Here is a 22917-nt window from a genome sequence, read left to right as displayed (position 1 = left end):
GACGTTTCACCAATCCGGTAGAATAAGTCGTTTTGAATGAAATGAAGCGGATAACATTAAGTGATGAAGAGTGGACTCGTATTTTGGCAAGCTTAAAAAAATTGCCTGGAGTTCATATCGGTTTACCCGATATTTGCAGGCAGTTTGTTAATGCCATTTTGTGGATATTACGTACGGGAGCACAGTGGCGTGTATTACCGTCAACGTATGGTAAATGGAATAGCATCTTCAAGCGTTTTTCACGTTGGTGTATCAATGGCATATGGGGTGAAATTCTCTGTCATCTTGCTGAAGACGCTGATTTACAAGATGTTTCCATGGATGGTTCAGTTATTAGAGCACATGCCTGCGCAGCTGGAGCGGCATATAGTTCTGCTGAGAATGAAGCACTTGGGCGCTCCAAAGGTGGATTTGGTTGTAAGATTCACGCGCTTTGTGATGGCTTGGGCATGCCCATCAAATTTATCCTGACAGGCGGGCAGGAGGCTGAATGCAAGCAAGCCATATCTTTATTGGAAAATGTTAATGCTTCAGCCGTTTTAGCAGACAAAGCCTACGACACGAACGAGTTGCGGGAGTGGTTAGCCAGTCGTGAAATAAAAGCGGTTATCCCACCTAAATCGAACCGAAAAGAAGATATTGAGTGCGATTATTGGCATTATAAGGAGCGGCATGCCATTGAATGTATGTTCGGTAAGCTCAAGCACTATCGCAGAATTGCTACACGATATGAGAAAAAAGCTATTAATTACATGGGGATGCTATCATTTTCCTCGGTGCTTTTATGGCTGAGGTGAAACGTCAACAGAACCTAGTAGACTTAAAATAATTCATTGTTGTAATCGCTATATAAACTGCTGCAAAAACTGCTAAAAACAACTGGGCAGTATCTCCGTATAGCAAACTGACAACCATGACAAAAACACCAATGAACCAGGTCCATTTAAGTTTATTGCCTCTATTTGCAAAACGTTTAAATTCTTGGTCCTCTTCGCCAAGCTTTTTGATGGTGTCGTTTTTATCTTCAGTCAATGTAAACCTCAACTTTTATGGCACATAATATACCTATAATTTCAGGTAAATAATTTCCAAGTATTAGATAACAAATCACTCATTTTTAAAAGCTTTCTAACTGGTTAATATGGAAACCTGAATTTCTGGGAGTCTATAAAATTAAAAAAACCAATGAACCGATAGGCATCGAATCATTGGTATAAAAATCCATGAGTTATAGTGATTAAAATTAACCAGTAAAATATGCTAATTTACCTTAAATAACGCCCTAAGGCTAATGTCTTACGCATCTAATTGTTTGAATTTCAGTGCACAGACATTATCACAAGCTAAAAGAACGCCAACAATACGTCCTAATGGAATAATTTTTATTGGTCTCTTTAAATACTTTTCGATTTACGCTTTACCGCCAACAATCCCAGCATACCGGACATAAAAAACCAAACAGCACCAGGTAGTGGCACCGCTGATACATTGGAATTTGTCATCTCAACACGTAAACCGGTTGGGTTGCCTGATCCTTTAAGATTAGTAACGACAAACTCCAAATTGTTAACGCCAGCATTAAATAAGCTACTGCCTGCTGAAAAGTTGTACCAACTTGAAAATCCTGCCGCCGATCCGATGTTATTACCATTCAGATAAGCAACAGCACTGTTGTCAGCAGAAAACTTACCTTCAAATGAAGCTGTAGTCGCATTATAACCAGTCAAATCAAATTGCAGCGTCCATTTGTAGGTTCCAGCAGAGGAAGAGTCATAACTTTCTGCTCTATTGCTGGTAGGCGTTAACCAATGTGAAGTACTATTATCAGCAAGCCATGGGCTAATGGGCCAACCTGACCCAACTGCCGCTTCTCCGTAGTTGCCGTAAATTGCAGCACCAGACGAATTAGTCAAGGCATAGTTGGTATCTGTTGTACCGTTAATCGTGATACCTGCGCCAGTGTTATACAAACCAACAATAGGAGAGGCTTGAGCCCCACTAACGGCACAAACAGCAAGACCTGCCACTAAAGTTTTAACCATATATTTTTTCATACAACTACCCATGAATGCGGGTATGAATTAAGAGAGGTTCTTAATTAACACACCTAAAGGGCCATTGCCGCAACACAAATATAAATGTAGCAACAATTGCTCACTAAACTCTTTATTTTCTGAAAACTAATACTCAGAATTACTAATTAAAGAGACATTAGTTTACCTTAGGCGATAACCAAAAACACTCTATCAATTGTAACAAAATGTAACAATTCAATAGGCAATCAGCACCAGACAGGAGTCGAATTGGTTTCCCGGAAATAAATCAAGTTCAGTTACCGTATTTTCTTCTGCAATTATTACGATTTATGGCAGTGTTTTCTTCTGCAATTATTACGATTTATGGCTCTGTAACTAAAGGATCAATACAATTAATGAACAAAATGACATGAAACATTTTAATCAGAAGTAAGTGCACGACTTTTAATCTCTTGCATAATTGTATTGATAAATGCTGACTTCTTGTTCATGCCAGCCAACTTCCTGATACCGGCTGAGATATAACACAATTTGCTTTCGTTGACATTACACACAGAACAAGGGTAATTTTGTTCCATGATTTTTAACCATCATCATACGAAAAAAGCTTTTTAATATAAGCACCTGGCGAGGGGCGGCTATTTTGGTCATTTAAGGAAAATAGTTGTTCTATTAAAAGAAAATGAGCAGAAAATAGGTCCAAAATAGCATTTCCGCAGTAGATTTTCTATTCTCGAAAGCCTCCTGGTGACTGGTAGGGCAGTTTCGTGACAGTGACAGCAACCGCCACCACTCTCTTAAAGCATGGGGTGTTGCCTATCGCCGAATCCACCTTACGAATTACCAATTATTGTTGCTTTTGTTCATCAACAGGTATTTCTGTCTTGATAGCCTTTTGTTCCTCGGCAGGTACTTGTGCCTTAACCGCTTTTTTAGCCTGTCTATCAGCCGCTTTTTTTGCCAGTGCAGCCTTTTGATCAGCAGCCTGAGTCGCTGCTATCGACCCGGTTTCTGATGCAGCCAATACGATAGATGGAGTCAACAGGACAGATATAACGCAAAAACATAACAGCAATGTGCTTTTTTTTGATGTGATATGTAACATAATTACCTCTTTAGTAAAATAGTAGTGTAACTCGATAAGCCCCAAAGGAGGCAGTCCGAGGATAGGAATCGTAGCGAGGAAAAGCTATTTTGAGTCAGATTTTTTGGTCATTTTAGGCAAATAGTTGCTCTATTAAACAAAAATCAGCAGAAAATATGGTCTAAATAGCTTTCCCGAAGTAGATTTTCTATCCTCGGACAGCCTCCTAGAAGCTGTCCGAGGATAGAAAATCAGTAAGGGCAAATTCTATAGTTTATTCTAACAGTTATTTCAACAAGATAGGAACGGACTTCATACCTCGACTATTTAACCTGTAGAACGTATCTTCGCGATCAAAGCCTTCATTGGCTGCGCATCGACTTTCAAATCACCCATTAAAATGTCTATCAACTGATCATCTTCATAGCTTAACAACTCAACAAACCGGGCTTTTTCTTCATCATCAGCCAAAATATACCCTGCATCCAAATAACGCAGCAACAAAAAATCCAGTTCTTTGGTGCCGCGTCGACATTGCCAACGTAGTTTGGCGAGTTGCTTCATTAGCCCAGCTTTCTCTGGACTAACAGTTTTTTGGTTTCAGCGATGGCTTTGGCGGGATTTAAGCCTTTAGGGCAGGTATCAGTACAATTCATAATCGTATGACAACGGTACAATTTGAACGGGTCTTCCAATTCATCAAGTCGCTCACCGGTATTTTCATCACGGCTATCCACCAACCAGCGATAAGCTTGTAACAATACCGCTGGGCCTAAATAGCGATCCCCGTTCCACCAGTAACTTGGGCAACTGGTAGAGCAACAGGCGCACATAACACATTCATATAACCCGTCCAGCTTTTCGCGGTCTTCTTTGCTTTGCAGACGTTCGGTATCAGCAGGTGCAGGAGTTTGCGTTTCTATCCACGGTTTGATAGACGCGTATTGCGCGTAAAAATGCGTCATATCCGGCACCAGATCTTTAACAACAGACAAGTGCGGAAGCGGAAATATCTTGATGGTATCAGGATAAGAATCAATGGCTTTAATACATGCCAGGGTATTTTTACCATTAACCGTCATGGCACAGGAACCACAGACCCCTTCACGGCAAGAACGTCTAAACGTTAAGGTGCTGTCGATTTCATTTTTAATTTTTAAAATGGCATCCAGCACCATCGGGCCACAACTGTCCATATCCAACTCATAACTATCAATGCGCGGATTTTCGTTGGTATCCGGGTCCCAGCGGTAGACTTCAAAACGGCGGGTATTTTTTGTACCCGTCGGTGCTTTAAAACTTTTGCCTTCGGTCAATACCGAATTTTTCGGCAAGGTGAATTCAGCCATTAGTAAACCCTCTCTTTGGGTGGAATAACGTCAACTTCGTTGGTTAAAGTATATAAATGCACGGGGCGATAATCGATTTTAATATTATCGTCGACCATCCATGTCAAGGTATGCTTCATCCAATTGACATCATCACGACTCGGGTAATCTTCGCGTGCATGTCCACCCCGGCTTTCGTGTCGATTACCGGCGGCATTAATTGCAACGCTGGCTTGACTGAGCAAGTTATCCAGTTCCAGGGTTTCAACCAGATCAGTGTTCCAAATCAGGGATTTATCTTTAACGCCGATATCTTCAAACGATTGTTTGATTTCTGCCATGGCGGCAATGCCTTCATCCAGTGTCGATTGCGTTCTGAATACTGCCGCTTTGGTTTGCATGATTTTCTGCATATCCAAACGAATATCTGATGTTGTGCGAGTGCCATTGGCCTTACGAATTTTATCAAAACGCGCCAGCGCTTTATCGCAGGCAGTCTTGGCCAGTGGTTTTTGTGCCGTGCCCGATTTAATAAGTTCTGCACAACGTATGGCAGCTGACCTGCCGAAAACCACCAAATCCAGTAACGAGTTTGAACCCAGCCGATTGGCGCCATGAACAGAAACACACGCGGCCTCACCGATGGCCATCAAGCCGGTCACGACTTTATCGGGATTATCACCATCAAGTGTTACCACTTCCGCTTTATAATTGGTGGGAATACCGCCCATGTTGTAATGCACGGTTGGTAAAACCGGAATAGGATCTTTAGTGACATCGACGCCGGCAAAAACTTTCGAGGTTTCAGCGATGCCGGGTAGACGTTCATGAATAATAGCCGGATCAAGATGCTCAATGTGCAAGTAAATATGATCTTTGAGCTTGCCCACACCACGCCCTTCCTGAATCTCAATAGTCATGGCACGACTAACGACATCGCGTGAGGCTAAATCTTTAGCATGCGGTGCATAGCGTTCCATAAAACGCTCACCTTCCGAATTAGTCAGATAACCGCCCTCGCCTCTAACCGCTTCAGTAATTAAACAGCCGGCACCATAAATTCCGGTCGGATGGAACTGAATAAATTCCATATCCTGTAACGGCAATCCTGCGCGCAATACCATCGCGTTACCATCGCCGGTTACGGTATGAGCGGATGTACAAGAGAAATAGCTACGCCCGTAACCACCGGTTGCCAAAACCGTAACATGCGCTTTAAACAAATGCAGCGAGCCATCGTCAAGACACCATGCCAACACGCCACGGCATTCATCATTTTCCATAATCAAGTCGAGTACGATGTATTCAACAAAGAATTCGGCATTATGTTTTAACGCTTGTTGGTACAAGGTATGCAAAATCGCATGACCGGTTTTATCTGCTGCCGCACAGGTACGTTGTGCCGTGCCTTTGCCATAATGCGTCGTCATGCCACCAAAGGCACGTTGATAAATTTTGCCGTCCTCTGTCCTGGAAAAAGGCACGCCGTAATGTTCAAGCTCAATAACTGCGGCCATGGCTTCACGGCACATATATTCAATGGCATCCTGATCACCTAACCAATCAGAGCCTTTAACGGTATCGTACATGTGAAAACGCCAGTCATCTTCACCCATATTGCCTAATGCAGCACTGATGCCACCTTGCGCTGCAACGGTATGGCTGCGGGTTGGAAATACTTTAGTCAGGCAAGCTGTTTTCAAGCCTTTTTCTGCCATGCCAAAAGTGGCCCGAAGACCTGCACCACCAGCGCCTACTACGACGACATCATATTCATGTTCAATAATTTTATAATCTGACGACATAAACTACCCTATCAATAATATACGAAACACTGCAATCAACGCCGCTAGTGCCAACAACAGAAAACTTAAGTTTACCGTCCAGACGGCAACAATTTTAATTCCTTCAGCAGTAATATAATCTTCAATAACTACCTGTAAACCCAAGGCTGAGTGATAAAAAACAGCAAGTATCCAAGCGACCATACCAAGCGTATTCAATGGTGACGCCAGCCACGCTATCATTTCCTGATAAGGCGCATTTATACTTAAATCAAGAAAAATAATTAACCAAAAAGATAAGGGAATTAATGCTACGGCGGTAACACGCTGCATCCACCAATGAGAAGTACCCGATTTTGCCGAACCTAATCCGCGAACTTTGGCTAAAGGCGATCTATAATCCATAAATATTCCTTAACTCAGACAAATAGCAAGGTGATCAAGGTAAGAACCAAGGAAGCACCCAGTTCAGTCATTGCATAACGATTGAGTGTATCACTATTAAAACTGTTACCCGCATCCCAAATTAAATGACGCACACCGTGAGATAAATGGAAAAAAAATGCGTAAATAAATCCCCAATACAGCAATTGCATCGGCCATAGCTTCATAAAAACCTGCATTGCAGCGTAAGTATTTGAACCACCCGCCAAGGCATAGATAATATAGACAAAAAAGATTAAGCCGACCGATAAACATACACCGGTAATACGGTGAAGAATTGAAATAATACCGGTTAAAGGAAGTTTGTAGACTTGTAAATGTGGTGAAATAGGTCTGTTACTATTTATTGCCATCGTATTATCCAGTTGTTGTTTTCATCAAAAATCAACGCAACGGCCGAATCTTACCCAATCAGCATAGCGAATTGTTTAAGATTCTTTTACTCCGACCCTATTTCTTCACTAAAACTGCCGGGTAGAAGCATTATTGCGCATTGATTATTCCGGTTTTACCGCATTAATAATGCTCTTCTATCATTGTCTCTTGAAAAAATTTTACAATAATAACTTTGTGTAGCGTTCAATTCTATCTTGTATAAACTGCCGATACTTGCTTTTCCCAATATAGAAACATATCAGGATAGGGTGATTTTATTAACTAAATAAAAGCAATCAAACCTGTTTCCAAGAGGAATTTACAGTTTAATCACGCTCTTTTTGAGTTATATTACCGTTATGATCAACGATAACACTCCAGTTATTACCTGATGCATTAACCGTTAAATCATACTCTTCACCAATACCATTAGGGTTTACCACTAATGTCGCGTTTTTAATGGTGTAAGTACCGAAAGCAGCCTTCAAATTATCATAACCAACAGACGGCATCATGTTGGATGTCGTCACGTTATCGCCATTAACAAAAAAATGGCCATTACTTCTATAAAGTTCAATCATCGTTGCCTTATCCTTTTCTTCCTTAAAACTTATCTCGTACAAGGCTTGCTTAAAATGAGTTTTCTTTTCAGCAGAAATATCCATGGCATTCGGATGTCTTTTATAAAATTGATCCTTTATTGGAGAGGGTATAGCTTCTTTATCTAAAATTTCAGCATTAACGGAAAGCGATAATAGTGCCAACACTAAAAAACCCGGTTTTAAAAATTTGTTACGCATTATTGTCGTTACCTGTAAATGGTGATTAATAAAGTATAAGAAAATGCTAAACCAATACAATCAGCTGTATCGAAAGAGACAAGTTAATTTGAATATAACTTACATTTATCAAACGCCAAGAAATAAACACCATCAGGACAAATTTGATAACTTTTATATTTCGTCTGTATCTCCAAAACAAACTAACGTAGTTGGACTGCAAAAAACAGATATCTTACTCGTCCATGACTCACTTTCCAACTTTTCAGACCCAACAGCTAATTCCTTTATCATTATAATACAGCTATTTTTAAGCTAAAAACGCTTAAGAACGTTTTGTTTTGATTAAAATTTTCCCGGTTTAAGTGATGTCTTTTTTGTTATGCATTTCTTGTCTTGTTCACATAAACCAGCAAAACCAGGACATGGGTTGCAGGTTTAAATTAGCGTAATGGCAAGTCTACTAATTACAATAGCTATCGTTTTAAATACCATAAAAATTTTTATCGTTTGTTTAAACTCACCCTGCTATAATTTGTTTTGAAGATGTGTTCGGAACGTTTTGGACGTTGGCGAGTGAGCTTTTGGAGTCGTACTCGGCGCTGCACGCATCTTCCCCTTTTCATTTGTAATGACTCGGCCATCTCACACTAAATCAGGCCTTGCAAAATCGACATAAAAACAAACGGATTTGCTCATAAGCAGGCTGGACGTAACATCCCCCCTAAACTCAAAATCTTGTAAAAATACCTAGGAGCTGCTCCACAATGACTGCTGAACTCTTGATTAACTATGCTGTGCAGTTTCTTGGAACCGCAGCCGCAGCATTTCTTGCTTATCGCTCCTTTCAAAAACGCCGAATTCAGCTGGGCGAAGAACCTACACTGCCCCAATACTTTAGCCGCAGAAGCACCTACTGGCTAGGGATCGCATCGTACTGTACGTTTATGGTGGCTCTTTACTGCTTGCTTACTTGGCGGTGGCTACCTTTAGAACCACTGGTAACACTTATTGTAAAGAACCTGCGCTCTCGGGAACTGCTAAATCTGCTGAACGGCTTGGATGGCAGCACAATCATACCGTTGATTGTCGCCGGGCTATTTCTTTTTTTTAGCGCTTGGGAAAGCCGCTTTAATCCCTTACTTATTTTGAGGGACAGCATCCATGATGCTTTCGCAATTCCGACCAAGGCAGTAGAGGTTTATAATGCTTTGGTTACATCAAGATTATCGGCAGTCGACGATAACCTGAAAGCACAAATTGCCAATCGCTTACTGGTGTCGAGCATCGACTTTGGTGATTTCGAAAAATCCAGTGCCACCGTCGAATATAAATGGGCTCATAATTGCCTTTTATTTGACCAAATACAGAGCTACGCCAACGAATCGTCCTTTCGTCGTTTTTTCAACGAACCATCGCTCAAATGGGGCGAAATATGTATCTCTTACAATGCAATGTCAGAAAAAGTTGCCGTATGGAAAGAGGCGCAGCCACACTATACCAAGACGGTAAATTTGCTCAAGGAACTTGACCACCTCACCGGCCTGCTCTGCCGCTTACTTGCCTCTCTAGTCGTGTTCAAAAGCGCAAACGAGGACGATATATGGGCAACTGTTAAGCAACTCGGCGGCAACGTCCACGCAGCTCCCTTGAAACATACTTATAAATATGTGCTGGTTTTCACGGCAGCCACGGCTATCGGGGTTATGCTGGGTAGAGAGATATCAGTATCCCTACACAACGCATTCCTGTTTCCCGATAAACCGCTAGCGCATTTTAATTACACAACACTTCGATGGGTTGCGTATGTCATCCCGATGTATGTCCTGCCAATAGCACTGGTCTTTATTTTACGGGCACTTGCCATCAGGCATCAGCGGGATCAGTCCGATCGCTACTATGGTTTCTATATGGCAGTGATGATAATGGGATTTATTGTTAGCACCACGGTCTCAGCACTCATTCTCGAGTTAACTTTCTACCGCAGGGTAGATTTTAATTTTCTGGAAAGCTTTATACAACATATGCGTTGGGGAATTTTGCCTGCACTTATGTGCAGTTTTGTGGCCTATCGAATGGATACGCCAGTGAGTGAAGAGGAAACCCCAGGTAACCTGATTATGGGCGCTGCATTGCGTTTTCTTGGATGGGGATCGGGTGCCGTCATTATTATGCTTTATGCTACCGACGATATCACCATCGAGGAGCCGAATCTGCGTTTTACCCTTGTCGGCACCGCTTTCTTCGTGGTTGGTCTTTTGGGAGCATCTGCCCGTTTCAAAACGGCAAGGCCAAATAATTAACTACTTTCGCCCGTGCGATTTTTATTGCTTATGGATATTTACACGCATTGATTTATTGACTTTAAATACTGGTTAATTTTTTACAAAAAAAGCCTCTTATAACAGAGGCTTATTTATATTCTTTACATAACTATATCAAGGTGTCCGTTAAAAAGGTATATCGTCATCGTAAGGTGCATCAGAGTTATCATTACCCGGTGCTTGTCTTGCCGGTGCATGTTCCCTTGCTCCAGAAGATTGATAGTTTTGTTGTGGCTGGCTGCCGGACTCATTTTTCTTGCCGATTAAATCAATAATATTGGCATTAAGTTCCAAACTGGTTTTAGTCGTGCCATCGTTAGCTTTGTATTCGCTTTGGGTTAATTCGCCCGACACAAAGACTTGCTGACCTTTTTTTAAATAATCTTTTAGTGATCCTTCAGCGCGTTTACCAAACAACGCGACCCGTATCCATAAAGTTTGTTGTTTATCACCAAAGCCGATATTATTGGCGACGGTAAAATTTAATACGGCCAATCCGGACTGCGCGTATCTTACTTCGGCATCTCTGCCGATAGTCCCGGTAAAACTAAAAACGTTGCTCATTTTTTATCTCATGGTTGTGTAACAATATGGCTATTATCGGTTGATTTCGACTTCTATCCAAAGGAAAAATTAGCGACCGGCAAAATCCATTTCAACTTTACCATCAACAAACTTCAGATTGACTTCAAACTCCGTGCCTTTGGTGGATTTAAAGCCTTTTAAAACACCGGTTTCGCCTTTACTTAACAGCTTTTTAGCCATGGTCGGGGTTATACTTTTATTAGCAATGATTTTCCAAATAACTGCTTTGCAGCCGTTGCGCCATTCACTACAACTATAAGCTTTACTGGTTTCAATAATTTTACCGTTGCATAACGGGCAATCGGCAAGCGCATCAGTTACGTTTTGCACCGGCTGATTTTGCAATTTGTTATAACCTATCTCGCCCAAGGGATTAAGGGTTAATTGGGCATTAAATACCTCATCATTGACTTTAATGGCATAAGCATTCAAGGTTCGACCATTTTGCAATAATTGACAGGCCATGTCCCGGTTAATAGTCAAGCTATAAGCCTGCTTCCAGAGTACAAATTTACAGCCTGATTTCCACTGGCTACAACCATAACCTTGCCTGCCTTCAATAATGGGTTGCTGGCAAAGTGGGCAGTCACCTAACCGGCTGTCATCATAAAGTGGCTTGGTCGATTCATCTTTTAATTGTTGGGTAAATTGAATAATCTCCGCCATAAACAGATCAGGATCGTAAGCGTTGTGTTCTATTTTTTTAAGCTTGGCTTCCCATTCGCCAGTCATTGCGGCCGACTTTAAGCGATCATCCGCGATAATAGAAATAAGATGACGTCCTGATTCAGTGCTGAGTAATAACTTTTTTTGGCGCTGGATATAGTTGCGTTTGATTAAAACTTCAATAATCGACGCTCGGGTTGCCGGTGTACCCAAGCCTTTTTCTTTTAATGCTTCTTTGAGCTCTTCATCATCACAGGTTTTTCCTGCTGACTCCATCATGCCTAATAAACTGGCTTCGTTATAAGCTTTTGGCGCTGTGGTTTTACCCTGATTAATAGTAGGTTGATGTAGCCCAATTTCACCTTGAACAAAGTTGGGCAAAATTTTTGTTTCATTAACTTGAGCCTTTGGAGAATTTTCACCAGACGATACATTTTTAAACAATGCCTGCCAACCGGGTGATTCGATAATGGTACCGGTGGTTTTAAAATTGATAACCGCTTTTTTGGTTGGGCTTGAGGGTAACACCGCAGAATTATCTAAAGAAGCCGCCAGCGATTGTTTGGTGTCAACACAGCCAAGCACAGTGGTGATCTGTTTGACACAAGCCGGATAAAAAGCGGCAATAAAACGCAACACAATGGCTTCATAGACTTTAGCCTCATCATTGGCTAAAGAATCCGGTAAGGTAGTCGTGGCAATGATGGCATGGTGATCACTGACTTTGGCATCATTAAAATAACGGTTACTTAAGGACAATTTATCAAGATCCAGCGCCGCTATCTGTGGCTCAAAACGCAAGCGTAACTTTTCCAATAAGGACTTAATACCTGCCTTCATATCGTTGGTTAAACAACGACTATCCGTACGCGGATAAGTGATGTGTTTTTTCTCGTATAACTGCTGGGCACACGTTAAGGTTTGATCGGCAGTAAAACCATAACGAATATTCATGTCTTTTTGTAAATCCGTCAGATCATACAATAACGGCGGATGAACCAACTCACGCTTACCCTTAACCGAAGTAATCTTAAAATCATGACCGTTAATCCGGCTTAATAATGCCTCGGCATCGGACTTTTTATCAAATCGCTCGCCAATATATTGAAAATCAGCAGCTCTATAAAGGGTATGTAACTCCCAAAAATCCTTGGGGATAAATTTGGCGATCTCCGAATCTTTCTGCACAATAAGCGCCAGCACCGGCGTTTGTACACGACCTATCGTCCATAATAAACCCTGCTGTCCAAACTTAAGGGTATAAAGCCGCGTCGCATTTAAACCTACTATCCAATCCGATTCACTGCGACATTTAGCCGCTCGATAAAGTCCCTGATAAAGATTGCCATCCTGTAATTGGGCAAAACCTTTGCGTATGGCTTCATCAGTTAATGAACTAATCCACAAACGTGTAAACGGTTTTTGCAGACACTGAGTCCAGGCCAAAATATATCTAAAAATCAGCTCACCTTCCCGCCCTGCATCGGTAGCACAGATAATTTCATCCGCTGATTTAAACAGATGCTTGATGGTATTTAATTGTTTTTGTGCAGACACATCACCGCGTGCTTTCAGGCCAAATTCTTCAGGAATAATGGGCAAGGAATCCAACGACCAGCGTTTCCATTCGGGATGGTATTCATCGGGTTCTTTTAGTTCAACCAAATGGCCAAATGCCCAAGTAATTTGATAACCATTACCCTCAAAATAACCATCATGTTTATTATTGATATTTAAACATTTAGCGATATCACGGGCAACTGAGGGTTTTTCGGTAAGTATGACTTTCATTATCAAGAGGTAATATTTTATTAATGTACTGTTGTTACGCAGATCATTGTGCGATCAGCTTTAGGGCTATTAACACAATTTTTAATTCACTTGGCATTCAGGTCTCTCAGGTAGTCTTAAGCTGGCATTTATAATTTAAGGGAATATAAAAATGAAAAAAGTTATTACTGCATTAAGTCTTGCTGTTTTAATTCTGCTGTTAACTGCCTGTTCGCATCATCAACCCTTCCAAGGTTCTGGTTGGAGTCAGGGTTATAGCAATGGCCATCAGAGAAACTATCAGTATGGCAATGGCTACCAAAACTATCCCCCACAAAGAAGCTATCAGTATAATAATGGATACCAAAACCGCCATTTCCAAAGAAGCTATCAACATGGAAATAGACACCAAAACCATAGATATGGACGTCGGCATGATCATTAATTTTATAAAAATCGCCTGAACCTTTTTGTTACTAGCTGTTAATAAAGTCAGTGCAGCCCGGCTTAGGTAATGATGCGATAGCAGGGTAAATATTTTTTCCCTGGCAACTTCATGCGGTGTTGTTCAACAAAAGAGGCCAATAAAGAATCCATTAATTTCATGATATTGGCATCGCCATGAATTTCAAAATGGCCATATTGTTCAATGGCGCGAATGCCATCATCTTTTACATTACCAGCCACAATACCAGAAAAAGCACGACGCAGATTAGCCGCGAGCAAATGACTCTCCTGATTCTTGTGTAAAGCCAAACTACTCATGTTTTCATGTGTGGGGATAAATGGCTGCTGAAATACCCGGTCAATTTTAAGTAGCCAGTTGAAATAATAAGCATCACCTTTTTCTTTACGAAAAGCCCGCACCTTTTTGATTCCTTCCAGCATTTCACAAGCGACCAACTCAGGATCATCAATAATAATCTGGTATCGCTGCTGCGCCTCTCTACCCAAGGTACCGGCAATAAATTGATCAATCCCCTTAAAGTAAGCCTCGGAACTGTCAGGCCCACTAAAAATCAACGGAAATGGCATGTCTTTATTGTCAGGATGTAACAGTATGCCCAATAAATAAAGGATTTCCTCTGCGGTACCCGCACCACCGGGAAATACCACGATACCATGTCCGGTACGAACAAAAGCTTCCAGACGTTTTTCAATATCCGGCAAAATAACCAGATCATTAACAATAGGATTGGGAGATTCAGCGGCAATGATACCAGGTTCGGTTATGCCTAAATACTGGCCATCTTTAACGCGCTGCTTGGAATGTCCGATAGTAGCGCCCTTCATTGGTCCTTTCATGGCACCCGGCCCACAACCGGTACAAATATTTAAACCACGCAGGCCCATTTCATGGCCCACTTGCTTGGTATATTCATATTCCTTACGGCTAATGGAATGTCCACCCCAGCAAACCACGAGTTTTGGATTAATCATCGGACGCAGGATATTGGCATTGCGCAAAATATGAAAAACTGCATTACTGATGCCATCTGACGAATCCATATCAAATTTTGGATTATCACTAATCTCGTCACTGACGTAAATAATGTCGCGTAGTACGGCAAACAGATGTTCATTAATGCCTTTAATCATTTTACCGTCAACAAAAGCATGAGCAGGAGCGCCTTTAACCTCAAGTTTTATCCCCCGCTGTTGCTGAACCACACGAATATCAAAAGCAGGATAACGCTCAAGTAGTTGCTTGCCATCATCCATAGCACTGCCGCAATTTAAGACTGCCAGAGAACAGTTGCGAAATGTTTTATATAAATCACCCTGACTGCTATCGAACAGCTTGTTAACTTCGGCCTTCGATAAAACATCCAGACGGCCGTCAGGGGTAATTTGTGCATCAACTACAGGGTATTTCATTGTGTTCCTTTTAAAAGGGAAATTTATATTTGGCCAACTAACTACTGATGACTTCTGTGTGATTAAGTCAATACGAAATAAGGAAACATCCCGATGGGATCAATTTCCTTATTATCCTCTCGTATTTTACTCGCTATTGATTAGTTTTAATCCGGGTGGCAGTGCTTCACCAAAAATCTGCTTTTCTTCCTTTTCATCCAATTCTTTAACTTGCTCAACCATCTCTATCCAAGATAAGGGCGCTTTACTGAATTTAAGTTTTGCTATAATTTCCAGGCGTACCACCTCATCAATATCTCGCGCCCGGTCACCACTCATTCGCGCAATCAGGGTAGCGGCAAATCCGGCATGGGGTATTTTCTTCCAATCCTCAGACAAAATCTGCGTTAGCCAGCCACAAACTATATCAGCAGGAATGACATTATGACTACTACCATGAAACGGCAGTCGTGCACCGATTCGTCCTACAGCCCACCAAGTCTGGGTAGGTTCGCTCGATTTTTGCAGGCGTTTTAACAACCATTCGCCTAACTGTATTTTCTTGTCAACCGGCAATCGTTCCAACACGGCAGCAAGACGCACCATTTCATCATAACCGCGATTCTTGATTTGCTTGGCAACCCCGGGCTGTCTGGCTGCTGCAGGATTAATAAACTTGGCAATATCAGCAAAAATTTGTTCCTGCGCAATAACGGATAAACCACCGGCAATTCGTCGCCAGAGCGTCCACCATTCCGTCCAGTTTTGGGTTTCATTGACAAACTGTATGCCTTGCGAATAATTTTTCCAGAGCTGTTCTACACGCCAGTCATCCAGCGGGTAACCAAAACCGGGGCGCAGACAAAATCCGGCCAGACTTAGCCACACCCTTTCGTGATTCTCGGTACGGCGATGGTATTTGCTTCCTTCCAGCAAAGTAGTAAACATGGCTCTTAGTAAGGTAGTTTCCCACTCGTTTCGCGCAGTTCCCAACTGCTTTTCCAAATCCGCGCGTAAATTTTTGACCGCTTTAGGATCTATCTGTCTGGATTTGGAGCCAAAAACACTTTGTATTTTTTCTACGGCACCATTAAATTGGGGCGGCAATCCTGTAGCAATCGCGCTTGCGCCGCCTTTTTTTCTTATTTGAAACTCAACATTCCAGCGCTGATCACTGTTTTCAACAGAAATACATTGGATTTTAAGGGTCCCCACTTCTGTTTGAGTAACCGCCAACTGAACAATCGCCTCGGCATTAGGCTTGCTCTCATCGCCCTCAAAAGCCACGGCAAGGGGTGGCAGGGAATGAAAATGTTCGGTTATTTCGGTGACATCACCGGGTTTAAACTCGCTGTCACCACTCATTGAGGCTAAATGAAAACGTACCGGCGTACCCAATCGCAAGGCAAAATGCCGATTTTTTAAGATAACTTCATCGCCTTCTTCACTGCCTCTGGGCAAAATACAGATCCCTTGTTGTTCGGTTGACTGCTCGGTATCGACCAACAGAAAATAACTACGCGCAGCACCGCCACCAATTTTTAATTTCTTGTCGCGCCTGGCAATAGCATAGCTGACTGCACCAAAAGCCACGGAAAGCTCGGGATGTTTATTTTCCAGCAAAACCGGCGGCTTGGTGCTCCATGAATTGAGCAATTTTACCAGGCGCTGCGTAATGGGTTGGCTACGAAACACGCCGCCGTTAAGTAACAGTGCGTCAGGTACTCTACCCTCGCCTTTTAAGGCTTCACTGGAAGCGGCCGCATGCAACTTTAAAAATGCCGCGATATGTTTACTGACTGCAGGTTCCGCAGCATAAGGAAGTCCAAATTCAACGACGCCACTGCGTTTTCTGTCAGGCAAGTCCTCAAGTGTTGATAAAGGAAAAAATCCATCCAGTGCAAGACTTCGCACTTCTTCACGGGTCAGTAACACTGAACGGGAACTGCCAATCAATTTTGAACCGCCACCCAGCAAAGTAACCTTCACCTGTTTTGGTGCATCCTCAGCCAACAGATGCTCTTTGGCCAGTCGGCATTGTTCAATCAGTTGCGATAAGTCAGCCGCAGACAAACGTTTTGCACCACCGGCTAAATCAACCAGACGACTTTCAACCAAGTGCGCCAGCGCCAGATCAATATTGTCGCCGCCCAGCATTAAATGATCGCCTACACCGATACGGGTCAACTTCGGCTCATCTATGCCCTGCTCTACTTTAATCAAGGTTAAATCGGTCGTGCCACCACCAACATCACACACCAGCAATAAATGCACATTAGCCAGCGCGAGCTTAATATTTTCGGTATTGCGCCGTAACCAGTCATAACAAACCGCTTGAGGCTCTTCCAGCAGGCGCACCTGTGTAAGTCCGGCAATGCTTGCCGCCGCCAACGTCAGCGAACGGGCCGCTTCATCAAAAGAAGCGGGAACGGTGATAACAATATCCTGTTGTTCCAAGGGCGCATCAGGAAACTTGTGTCCCCAAACTGTACGAATATGCGCCAAATAACTGGCGCTGGCATCAATTGGTGAAACCTTGCTAATCTCGTCGCTACTACCCCATGGTAGAATTTCAGCGCTATGATCGACCGAAGGATGCGATAGCCAACTTTTAGCGCTAGTAACAAATCGACCTTTGGATTTGGCACCCAATAACCGTGCAGCTTCACCAATAACCGGCGCGTCATCTGAAGACAATAACTCTGACCGATAACTTGGGAAGGCAATATCAGCAGCCGATAGCTCACCCGGTGCCGGGTGATAACGTACAGATGGCAATAATGGCCTGGCTGCCACTTGCCCTGGCGCAATCAACTGTTCAATGTGTAACAGTTGTATTTCCTGCTGTGTTTTTTCAGCATTGGCAAAAGCGACAACGGTATGGGTTGTGCCCAAATCGATACCGACTAAATAAGATGGTGTTTGATTTTTCAAAATAAGTGTTATGTTGAGTGATTAATTAGTTAATTCGACAGCTTATCCATGCTGTTTTTAGTTAATTAGTGTAAAGTTTTTTTGGAAACGAAGTTTAAATTTATTTATTACATCAGGCTTATCTGTATAAGTTATTGAGATCCCTATGTTGATTAATATACATTATTACCTATAATGCGTGCCGTGACCGCCGTGTAAGCTAACGCGCTTGCAGCACCACGCCCTGCCTGCTTAATTAATTCAGGGCTCTATGACTTAAAGCGGTTGGTTTTACCATTATCTATCTAAGACTGTTTTATATTTTATTGATGAACTTTATAAATCGTATTGACTTCTTAAAACAATTCGTCAGAGCAAGCTCATTATTACTGCTTTACTTTATTAAGTAGTCAAATAAGACTTAAGCCAACTATTCAGTTAAAATAGTAAAGATAATAATAAATATACCGCCTTAGGGGCGACGTTTCATTTTTTAATCGAGTGTTTTTCAGGGGTTCTTGTATGCGTAAAAAACTTATTACCTTTACCGGTGGTGCTGCACTGCTCTTTGTGCATACTTTGAGTCAGGCTGCTACTGATTTGCCGCCTTCAGCAAAAGTTGATTTAGGCCCGGTGGAAGAAGTCTGTTCTGCGTTTACTGATCCGGAATGGCGCAAAGAACAGATTGTTGATGGCGTAACCATACAGGAATCCAAACTCTGTAATCCCGATAATCCGGCAGACATTGCCGCCTTTGTAAAAGGCACCAATGGCGTTTCAATGGAAACATTGATGTCAACACAGCTGGCCGCTGATGCCATTACCATGTCAGACGATATGGACGGTGATGGTGATCCTGATAAAATCATTATCAAACTTGAAGTGGTTGAACTCAACGGTCATTCACCGGACATGATAGGCCAAACGACAACCTTTGATATTGCCCCCGGCATACAACCGACTTTTTGGGTTTATGCCCCAAAAACCCGGGACATGTCAACCAAAAGCCTTTACGAATTGGAAGCCAACCCATTGCTGCGCGTACCATCGCCGGTTATTCGTGTCGAACAGGATGATGTCGTTTGGATAGTGCTCGAAAATACGCATTACTTGCCGCATTCCATCCACTTACATGGCATAGACCATCCCTTTATGGACATGAGCGGCACCGGTAATGATGGTGTGGCACAAACCAGTAATATGGATACCATGCCAGGGCAAAGCAAAACCTATGTCATAAAACCTCGCCAACCCGGTACGATGTATTACCACTGCCATGTGCAACCGCACACTCACATTCCCATGGGCTTGCAGGGTATTTTTGTCGTTGAGGAAAATCGTCCCAACAATTGGCCCCAAACGCTTAATGTCGGTGCAGGTCAAGTTCGTCATCCATCGGTAGCCGTGCTTGAAAAATATGCTCGCGAATATGACTTGCATTATGAATCGGCGGATAAAGAATTACATGAGGTTGTTGCAAGGTCAGCCAATGATCCACGCCTGATTGCCAAACACATGAACACCGAATATGACATAACAGATGCCAGTGATGATTATTTCATGCTTAATGGCCGCTCTTTCCCTTATACCTTAAGGGAGTCGTTGATTCACATGGAAGAAAATCAAAAAGTAAAATTGCGCGTTTTAAATGGTCATACCGAAGCACTGGCGATGCATATTCATGGACATAAACCGACCATTACCCATTATGATGGCGTCGACAACGGCCCGGGCTCTTATATCCAACGCGATGTACATGGCATGGTTCCGGCGCAACGCCTGGATCTGGAATTGAGCGGCGTCGACGATGGTTTGAACAGCTTTGGACAAGGTATCTGGATGTTCCATGACCATGTTGAAAAAGCATTTACTACTGACGGACATGGCGAAGGTGGCGATATCAGCTTGGTCGTTTATAAAGGTTTTGTTGATGAAAGAGGTATTCCTTCAGCGCATGGCATGAGCCTGGAACCGTATTTTTCCAAGTCATTATGGAAAGGAAAATACCCTATATGGCAAGATTATGATGCCTTCCGTAGTTTGGGCTTACCTGACTCCGATGCAGAAGTTACACCTTCTAAAGTAGCCGTACAAACTGTTGCAGTCAATTCATCAGACTTAGCCATAGCCGCTCAACAACAAGGCTCGTCAGCCTTCGGTAAATTATTTTATGGCTTGGTGATGGGATTATTAGGCTATACAGCAGTAATCAAACGTCGCCCGTTGACTAATTTTGCCCGTAATCTGATTGAAATTGCCCGTAATAAGCTGGTAAAAAAATAAATCCGGCTCTTGATTCACTACGATAAAGCATTCCCATACTCCTCCATTGTGGGAATGCAATTTTTAACACTCCAATCTCAGTCAACTCAGGGTCTTGTGCCATAATCTTATTACGGCAAGACGATATTGCCAGATTTAACCCTCAGCTTCTTTCCTAACAACAGCGCTTTATGCCATTCCATTTTTCATCTTGCCACTGCCTGAAAAAATCGGCCTTACTCAATGGTTCATGACATTCATGTCCGGCATCGGTTTGATGATAGTGCGCATAATGCTTTAAGTATTGCTCGTAAGCATCATCACCTGAAAGACGGCGCACAATACACCAGAACGCTTTGAGCTTGGCTAACATTAATCTCTTACCCAATCTTCAACCAGACGACTGGGGCTATGCGCTGATTCCGTCAGGGGTAATACGGATTTTCCTGACAAGTAACGGATGCAGACACGCAGCATATCAAAAACAATCAACCACAGTATACTGATAAAAAACACCGTAAGCCAAGCATCCAGATGCAGATTAAATATCAATTGTGGGGCAATGGCAGCTTTTGCCGGTGGCAAGATGCCGCCCGCCAATTTGTCCGTTAAATCGTTGGCAGCAGAAAAGAAACCTATGCGGATATCGTCGCTGGCAATTTTTTGCCACGCTGCCGTAGTGGTAATAATTATTAGTCCAACTAACGGTAAACCCGTTATCCAGGCATGTTTTAATTTGTCGGATTTTACTAAAATGCCCGTCGCTACGCATAGCGCAATAGCTGCCAGCATTTGATTGGCAATGCCAAACAACGGCCACAGGATATTAACGCCACCATTTGGATCTATTACACCGATATAAAGGAAATAGCCCCAACCAGATACCACCAGAGCGCTGGTCAGAACAACGGAAGGTGTCCACGATGTTTCGCCCATTTTTGGCCAAATATTACCGAGCATATCCTGCAACATAAAACGCCCAACGCGTGTTCCGGCATCCAACGTGGTAAGAATAAAAATAGCCTCAAACATGATGGCAAAGTGATACCAAAGCGCCAACAAACCTTCACCAAAAGCACTGCCAAAAATACTTGCCATGCCCACCGCCAGTGAAGGTGCGCCACCGGTACGTGCAAACAACGTCGCTTCACCCATTTGACGCGCCAGATTTTGCATTTGTTCGACGGTAACCGGATAACCCCAAGAAGATATTTTGGCAACTGCATCAGCAGCATCAGCACCGACTACGCCCGCAGAGCTGTTGATGGCAAAAAATATACCCGGGTCCAATACGGTAGCAGCAATCATTGCCATAATGGCAACAAACGATTCGAGTAACATACCGCCATAACCGATCATGCGAATGTCCCGTTCATTACTGAGTAATTTTGGTGTAGTACCTGAGGCAATCAGTGCGTGAAAACCGGAAATGGCTCCACAAGCAATGGTAATAAAAACAAACGGAAATAATTTGCCGCCAAAAATAGGCCCTGTGCCATCGATAAACCGGGTTATTGCCGGCATTTTTACATCCGGTTGCAACATGATAATGGCTACCGCCAACAACGTGATAGTGCCTATCTTCATGTAAGTTGACAAGTAATCACGCGGAGCCAGCAATAACCAAACGGGCAAAATTGCGGCTGCAAAGCCATAAGCCATAACCCACCAAGCTAGCGTAAGACCTTCATGATCAAACATCTTGCGCAAGATCTCGTTTTCGTCAATGACACGACCACCTGCTACCGACAATAATAATAAAACAACGCCTATTAGCGAGCCTTCCAGTATTTGTCCCGGGCGAATATAGCGCATATAAACACCCACAATCATCGCAATCGGAATAGTCGCTGATACGGTAAAAGTCGCCCACGGGCTGTGCTTCATGGCGTTAACTACGACCAATCCCAGCACGGCAATCAAAATAATCATAATCGTAAATGTGCCTATTAATGCAGCCGTTCCACCCAGCGACCCCAACTCATCACGCGCCATTTGTCCCAGGCTTTTGGCGTTACGTCGGGTTGATAAAAATAACGTCACCATATCCTGCACACAACCACCCAACACAGCACCAAACAATATCCATAGCGTACCCGGCAAATAGCCAAACTGTGCGGCTAATGTCGGCCCCACCAAAGGACCGGGTCCTGCAATGGCTGCAAAATGATGACCAAATACTATCCATTTATTGGTTGGTATAAAATCGTGCCCGTTATCCAGGCGCTCTGCGGGTGTTGCACGAGTCTCATCAACCATCAAAACGGTAGTGGCAATCCACGTCGCATAAAAACGATAGGCAATGGCATAAACACAAAGTGCGGCAGCTATAAACCAAAGTGCGTTGATGTTTTCACCACGGTTAAGGGCAATGCCTCCGATGGCCGATGCACCAAGAATGGCGATGAGTACCCAGACAGCATTTGTTAGTAACTTATTCATTATTCGATTTTTATTATTTTCTATGCAAGATTAAGCTATTGTAATGCGGAGCTTACTGATATGACTGCAAGTTTAAGCAATTAGAATACATGAAGTAAACACGAAGTCGGGTAAGTTTATAACACTACCTATCATCTTTCATTTTTTTATAAGCATTGCTTTAAGTGAATAACAATCCGGTTATTTTGGGAAGCTAAAATAAGTATCAACTTTAGTGATGCAAAATTGAGAAAATTGTTATGAGGAATGGTTTGTCCAGAAGCGGTAT

The 22917-nt window shown here is 42.7% G+C and carries 19 protein-coding genes; 4 read left to right on the top strand and 15 right to left on the bottom strand.

Features of this window, described 5'->3' with window-relative positions:
• Nucleotides 1-41 precede the first annotated feature (41 nt).
• Entirely contained in the window at nt 42-797 is a 756-nt protein-coding gene (locus KKZ03_RS14580) for an IS5 family transposase (protein ID WP_243217187.1), read from the top strand.
• Between the two features lie 4 nt (nt 798-801).
• Here KKZ03_RS14580 and KKZ03_RS14575 read toward each other — a convergent pair whose 3' ends face one another.
• From KKZ03_RS14575 to KKZ03_RS14535, 9 genes are all read right to left on the bottom strand, one after another.
• Nucleotides 802-1032 carry a hypothetical protein gene (locus KKZ03_RS14575; protein ID WP_243217542.1) on the bottom strand — a complete coding sequence of 77 codons (231 nt, stop codon included), beginning with the start codon at nt 1030-1032 and terminating at the stop codon, nt 802-804.
• A gap of 362 nt (nt 1033-1394) precedes the next feature.
• Nucleotides 1395-2054 carry a hypothetical protein gene (locus KKZ03_RS14570; protein ID WP_243217541.1) on the bottom strand — a complete coding sequence of 220 codons (660 nt, stop codon included), beginning with the start codon at nt 2052-2054 and terminating at the stop codon, nt 1395-1397.
• Between the two features lie 829 nt (nt 2055-2883).
• On the bottom strand, nt 2884-3141 hold the full coding sequence (locus tag KKZ03_RS14565) for a hypothetical protein (protein WP_243217540.1): 258 nt from the start codon (nt 3139-3141) through the stop codon (nt 2884-2886).
• Between the two features lie 306 nt (nt 3142-3447).
• Nucleotides 3448-3684 (bottom strand): succinate dehydrogenase assembly factor 2, encoded by a 237-nt coding sequence (locus tag KKZ03_RS14560; RefSeq protein WP_243217539.1) that lies wholly within the window; start codon nt 3682-3684, stop codon nt 3448-3450.
• Nucleotides 3684-4469, bottom strand: coding sequence for a succinate dehydrogenase iron-sulfur subunit (locus tag KKZ03_RS14555; protein ID WP_243217538.1), 786 nt, complete (start codon nt 4467-4469; stop codon nt 3684-3686). The genes KKZ03_RS14560 and KKZ03_RS14555 overlap by 1 nt, the downstream gene beginning before the upstream one ends.
• On the bottom strand, nt 4469-6253 hold the full coding sequence (gene sdhA / locus KKZ03_RS14550; RefSeq protein ID WP_243217537.1) for a succinate dehydrogenase flavoprotein subunit: 1785 nt from the start codon (nt 6251-6253) through the stop codon (nt 4469-4471). Before sdhA ends, KKZ03_RS14555 begins: the two co-directional genes overlap by 1 nt.
• 3 nt (nt 6254-6256) lie before the next feature.
• A complete protein-coding gene (gene sdhD / locus KKZ03_RS14545) occupies nt 6257-6637 on the bottom strand; it encodes a succinate dehydrogenase, hydrophobic membrane anchor protein (RefSeq protein ID WP_243217536.1) in 381 nt (126 codons plus the stop codon).
• Between the two features lie 14 nt (nt 6638-6651).
• On the bottom strand, nt 6652-7029 hold the full coding sequence (sdhC, locus tag KKZ03_RS14540) for a succinate dehydrogenase, cytochrome b556 subunit (protein WP_243217535.1): 378 nt from the start codon (nt 7027-7029) through the stop codon (nt 6652-6654).
• Nucleotides 7030-7377: 348 nt separating this feature from the next.
• On the bottom strand, nt 7378-7851 hold the full coding sequence (locus tag KKZ03_RS14535; protein WP_243217534.1) for a hypothetical protein: 474 nt from the start codon (nt 7849-7851) through the stop codon (nt 7378-7380).
• 746 nt (nt 7852-8597) lie between these two features.
• Between KKZ03_RS14535 and KKZ03_RS14530 the strand changes: the two genes are divergently transcribed.
• Nucleotides 8598-10133 carry a hypothetical protein gene (locus tag KKZ03_RS14530; RefSeq protein ID WP_243217533.1) on the top strand — a complete coding sequence of 512 codons (1536 nt, stop codon included), beginning with the start codon at nt 8598-8600 and terminating at the stop codon, nt 10131-10133.
• Nucleotides 10134-10280: 147 nt separating this feature from the next.
• Here KKZ03_RS14530 and KKZ03_RS14525 read toward each other — a convergent pair whose 3' ends face one another.
• Nucleotides 10281-10718, bottom strand: a complete 438-nt coding sequence (locus tag KKZ03_RS14525) for a single-stranded DNA-binding protein (RefSeq protein ID WP_243217532.1) — start codon at nt 10716-10718, stop codon at nt 10281-10283.
• Nucleotides 10719-10787: 69 nt separating this feature from the next.
• Complete coding sequence (locus tag KKZ03_RS14520) at nt 10788-13196, bottom strand: type IA DNA topoisomerase (protein ID WP_243217531.1); 2409 nt, start codon at nt 13194-13196, stop codon at nt 10788-10790.
• Between the two features lie 260 nt (nt 13197-13456).
• Between KKZ03_RS14520 and KKZ03_RS14515 the strand changes: the two genes are divergently transcribed.
• A complete protein-coding gene (locus tag KKZ03_RS14515) occupies nt 13457-13639 on the top strand; it encodes a hypothetical protein (protein WP_243217530.1) in 183 nt (60 codons plus the stop codon).
• A gap of 43 nt (nt 13640-13682) precedes the next feature.
• Here the strand turns inward: KKZ03_RS14515 and ppnN are convergent, their stop codons facing one another.
• A complete protein-coding gene (gene ppnN, locus KKZ03_RS14510) occupies nt 13683-15053 on the bottom strand; it encodes a nucleotide 5'-monophosphate nucleosidase PpnN (RefSeq protein ID WP_243217529.1) in 1371 nt (456 codons plus the stop codon).
• Between the two features lie 126 nt (nt 15054-15179).
• The gene (locus KKZ03_RS14505; RefSeq protein ID WP_243217528.1) at nt 15180-17966 is read right to left on the bottom strand and encodes an Hsp70 family protein; all 2787 of its coding nucleotides are present in this window, start codon (nt 17964-17966) and stop codon (nt 15180-15182) included.
• Between the two features lie 501 nt (nt 17967-18467).
• On the opposite strand from KKZ03_RS14505, the gene KKZ03_RS14500 reads away from it, so the two are divergent.
• Entirely contained in the window at nt 18468-20228 is a 1761-nt protein-coding gene (locus KKZ03_RS14500; RefSeq protein WP_243217527.1) for a multicopper oxidase domain-containing protein, read from the top strand.
• 154 nt (nt 20229-20382) lie between these two features.
• Here the strand turns inward: KKZ03_RS14500 and KKZ03_RS14495 are convergent, their stop codons facing one another.
• Nucleotides 20383-20580 carry a CstA-like transporter-associated (seleno)protein gene (locus tag KKZ03_RS14495; protein WP_243217526.1) on the bottom strand — a complete coding sequence of 66 codons (198 nt, stop codon included), beginning with the start codon at nt 20578-20580 and terminating at the stop codon, nt 20383-20385.
• Entirely contained in the window at nt 20580-22649 is a 2070-nt protein-coding gene (locus tag KKZ03_RS14490) for a carbon starvation CstA family protein (RefSeq protein ID WP_243217525.1), read from the bottom strand. The genes KKZ03_RS14495 and KKZ03_RS14490 overlap by 1 nt, the downstream gene beginning before the upstream one ends.
• Nucleotides 22650-22917: the final 268 nt, after the last annotated feature.

The organism is Methylobacter sp. S3L5C (assembly GCF_022788635.1).
Lineage (GTDB): Bacteria > Pseudomonadota > Gammaproteobacteria > Methylococcales > Methylomonadaceae > Methylobacter_C.
Note: the sequence above shows the minus strand (reverse complement) of the source record. Positions and strands in the feature narration are given on the sequence as shown.

Bases quoted from the DNA above. Each gene is read 5' to 3' on its own strand.
- KKZ03_RS14580 (WP_243217187.1), top strand. From the start codon at position 42: ATGAAGCGGATAACATTAAGTGATGAAGAGTGGACTCGTATTTTGGCA.
- KKZ03_RS14570 (WP_243217541.1), bottom strand. From the start codon at position 2,054: ATGAAAAAATATATGGTTAAAACTTTAGTGGCAGGTCTTGCTGTTTGT.
- KKZ03_RS14565 (WP_243217540.1), bottom strand. From the start codon at position 3,141: ATGTTACATATCACATCAAAAAAAAGCACATTGCTGTTATGTTTTTGC.
- KKZ03_RS14560 (WP_243217539.1), bottom strand. From the start codon at position 3,684: ATGAAGCAACTCGCCAAACTACGTTGGCAATGTCGACGCGGCACCAAA.
- KKZ03_RS14555 (WP_243217538.1), bottom strand. From the start codon at position 4,469: ATGGCTGAATTCACCTTGCCGAAAAATTCGGTATTGACCGAAGGCAAA.
- sdhA (WP_243217537.1), bottom strand. From the start codon at position 6,253: ATGTCGTCAGATTATAAAATTATTGAACATGAATATGATGTCGTCGTA.
- sdhD (WP_243217536.1), bottom strand. From the start codon at position 6,637: ATGGATTATAGATCGCCTTTAGCCAAAGTTCGCGGATTAGGTTCGGCA.
- sdhC (WP_243217535.1), bottom strand. From the start codon at position 7,029: ATGGCAATAAATAGTAACAGACCTATTTCACCACATTTACAAGTCTAC.
- KKZ03_RS14535 (WP_243217534.1), bottom strand. From the start codon at position 7,851: ATGCGTAACAAATTTTTAAAACCGGGTTTTTTAGTGTTGGCACTATTA.
- KKZ03_RS14530 (WP_243217533.1), top strand. From the start codon at position 8,598: ATGACTGCTGAACTCTTGATTAACTATGCTGTGCAGTTTCTTGGAACC.
- KKZ03_RS14525 (WP_243217532.1), bottom strand. From the start codon at position 10,718: ATGAGCAACGTTTTTAGTTTTACCGGGACTATCGGCAGAGATGCCGAA.
- KKZ03_RS14520 (WP_243217531.1), bottom strand. From the start codon at position 13,196: ATGAAAGTCATACTTACCGAAAAACCCTCAGTTGCCCGTGATATCGCT.
- KKZ03_RS14515 (WP_243217530.1), top strand. From the start codon at position 13,457: ATGGCCATCAGAGAAACTATCAGTATGGCAATGGCTACCAAAACTATC.
- ppnN (WP_243217529.1), bottom strand. From the start codon at position 15,053: ATGAAATACCCTGTAGTTGATGCACAAATTACCCCTGACGGCCGTCTG.
- KKZ03_RS14500 (WP_243217527.1), top strand. From the start codon at position 18,468: ATGCGTAAAAAACTTATTACCTTTACCGGTGGTGCTGCACTGCTCTTT.
- KKZ03_RS14495 (WP_243217526.1), bottom strand. From the start codon at position 20,580: ATGTTAGCCAAGCTCAAAGCGTTCTGGTGTATTGTGCGCCGTCTTTCA.
- KKZ03_RS14490 (WP_243217525.1), bottom strand. From the start codon at position 22,649: ATGAATAAGTTACTAACAAATGCTGTCTGGGTACTCATCGCCATTCTT.